This window comes from Stenotrophomonas africana, from assembly GCF_013004645.1.
In the GTDB taxonomy this organism is placed as follows: Bacteria; Pseudomonadota; Gammaproteobacteria; order Xanthomonadales; family Xanthomonadaceae; genus Stenotrophomonas; species Stenotrophomonas africana.
In genome coordinates, this window is the sequence record NZ_JABEME010000029.1 from 2,501 (window position 1) to 5,339 (window position 2,839).

General features: G+C 54.0%; 2 rRNA genes (1 of these 2 only partly in view). Both read left to right on the forward strand.

From position 1 onward, the window contains the following. Positions 1-2,594 (forward strand): 23S ribosomal RNA (locus HLA98_RS21070) (it extends 286 nt beyond the left edge of the window). A 126-nt stretch (positions 2,595-2,720) separates the two neighbouring features. Next, positions 2,721-2,835 (forward strand): 5S ribosomal RNA (gene rrf, locus HLA98_RS21075). Positions 2,836-2,839 lie beyond the last annotated feature (4 nt).

The following is a 2,839-nucleotide window of genomic DNA, read 5'->3' on the forward strand; positions in this document are numbered from 1 at the left end:
AAACGCTCTGGAAAGAGCGGCCATAGAAGGTGATAGCCCTGTATCTGAAAGGGCCATTTCAGTGAAGACGAGTAGGGCGGGGCACGTGAAACCCTGTCTGAACATGGGGGGACCATCCTCCAAGGCTAAATACTACTGACCGACCGATAGTGAACCAGTACCGTGAGGGAAAGGCGAAAAGAACCCCGGAGAGGGGAGTGAAATAGAACCTGAAACCGTGTGCGTACAAGCAGTAGGAGCTCCGCAAGGAGTGACTGCGTACCTTTTGTATAATGGGTCAGCGACTTACTGTTCGTGGCAAGCTTAACCGTATAGGGGAGGCGAAGGGAAACCGAGTCTGATAAGGGCGCATAGTCGCGGGCAGTAGACCCGAAACCGGGTGATCTAGTCATGCCCAGGGTGAAGGTGCGGTAACACGCACTGGAGGCCCGAACCCACTCCCGTTGCAAAGGTAGGGGATGAGGTGTGATTAGGAGTGAAAAGCTAATCGAACCCGGAGATAGCTGGTTCTCCTCGAAAGCTATTTAGGTAGCGCCTCATATGTATCCTCTCGGGGGTAGAGCACTGTTATGGCTAGGGGGTCATCGCGACTTACCAAACCATTGCAAACTCCGAATACCGAGACGGACTGTATGGGAGACACACGGCGGGTGCTAACGTCCGTCGTGAAAAGGGAAACAACCCAGACCCACAGCTAAGGTCCCAAATTCACTGCTAAGTGGAAAACCATGTGGAAAGGCACAGACAGCCAGGAGGTTGGCTTAGAAGCAGCCACCCTTTAAAGAAAGCGTAATAGCTCACTGGTCGAGTCGGTCTGCGGGGAAGATTTAACGGGGCTAAGCAGTGAACCGAAGCTTGGGGTGCATAACTTTGTTATGCGCGGTAGAGGAGCGTTCCGTAAGCCGTTGAAGGTGGATTGAGAAGTCTGCTGGAGGTATCGGAAGTGCGAATGCTGACATGAGTAACGATAATGCGGGTGAAAAACCCGCACGCCGAAAGCCCAAGGTTTCCTTGCGCAACGTTAATCGGCGCAGGGTGAGTCGGCCCCTAAGGCGAGGACGAAAGTCGTAGTCGATGGGAAGCAGGTTAATATTCCTGCACCTCGCGTAAGTGCGATGGAGGGACGGAGAAGGTTAGGTGTACCAGGCGTTGGTTGTCCTGGGGAAAGGCGGTAGGTTTGGATCTTTGGCAAATCCGGGATCCTCTAAGACCGAGCACCGAGACGAGCCTTTATGGCAAAGTCACTGATACCACGCTTCCAGGAAAAGCTCCTAAGCTTCAGCTTACGCAGACCGTACCGTAAACCGACACAGGTGGGTAGGATGAGAATTCTCAGGCGCTTGAGAGAACTCGGGTGAAGGAACTAGGCAACATGGCACCGTAACTTCGGGAGAAGGTGCACCCTTTTTGGTGGCTCGTGCGAGCTATAGCTGAAGAGGGTCGCAGTAACCAGGCCGCTGCGACTGTTTATCAAAAACACAGCACTCTGCAAACACGAAAGTGGACGTATAGGGTGTGACGCCTGCCCGGTGCTGGAAGGTTAATTGATGGGGTCAGCCGCAAGGCGAAGCTCTTGATCGAAGCCCCAGTAAACGGCGGCCGTAACTATAACGGTCCTAAGGTAGCGAAATTCCTTGTCGGGTAAGTTCCGACCTGCACGAATGGCGTAACGACAGCGGCGCTGTCTCCACCCGAGACTCAGTGAAATTGAAATCGCTGTGAAGATGCAGCGTTCCCGTGGCAAGACGGAAAGACCCCGTGAACCTTTACTATAGCTTTACACTGAACGTTGAGTTCGTCTGTGTAGGATAGGTGGGAGGCTATGAAACTGTGGCGCTAGCTGCAGTGGAGCCATCCTTGAAATACCACCCTGTCGTGCTTGACGTTCTAACCTGGGCCCATTATCTGGGTCGGGGACCGTGTATGGTGGGTAGTTTGACTGGGGCGGTCTCCTCCTAAAGAGTAACGGAGGAGCTCGAAGGTACGCTCAGCGCGGTCGGACATCGCGCACTGTGTGCAAAGGCATAAGCGTGCTTGACTGCAAGATCGACGGATCAAGCAGGTAGGAAACTAGGACTTAGTGATCCGGTGGTTCTGTATGGAAGGGCCATCGCTCAACGGATAAAAGGTACTCCGGGGATAACAGGCTGATACCGCCCAAGAGTTCATATCGACGGCGGTGTTTGGCACCTCGATGTCGGCTCATCACATCCTGGGGCTGTAGTCGGTCCCAAGGGTATGGCTGTTCGCCATTTAAAGTGGTACGCGAGCTGGGTTCAGAACGTCGTGAGACAGTTCGGTCCCTATCTGCCATGGGCGTTGGAGATTTGAGAGGGGCTGCTCCTAGTACGAGAGGACCGGAGTGGACGAACCTCTGGTGTTCCGGTTGTCACGCCAGTGGCATTGCCGGGTAGCTATGTTCGGAAGCGATAACCGCTGAAAGCATCTAAGCGGGAAGCGCGCCTCAAGATGAGATCTCCCGGGGCACAAGCCCCCTGAAGGAACCATGTAGACTACGTGGTTGATAGGTCAGGTGTGTAAGTACAGCAATGTATTGAGCTAACTGATACTAATGATCCGAGAGGCTTGACCATATAACCTCAAGTTGCCTTGGCTTTACGACAGCGTCGTAAGAGCATCCAAGTGCACGCTACGTCACAAGAACTATGCGAGGCTGGCGCCTTGTCCCCGAGGGACGAGTGCGACTCTCCAAAAGCCTCCCTGGTGAAATTAGCGCTGTGGAACCACCCGATCCCATCCCGAACTCGGAAGTGAAACGCAGCTGCGCCGATGGTAGTGTGGCTCAAGCCATGCGAGAGTAGGTCATCGCCAGGGTTTA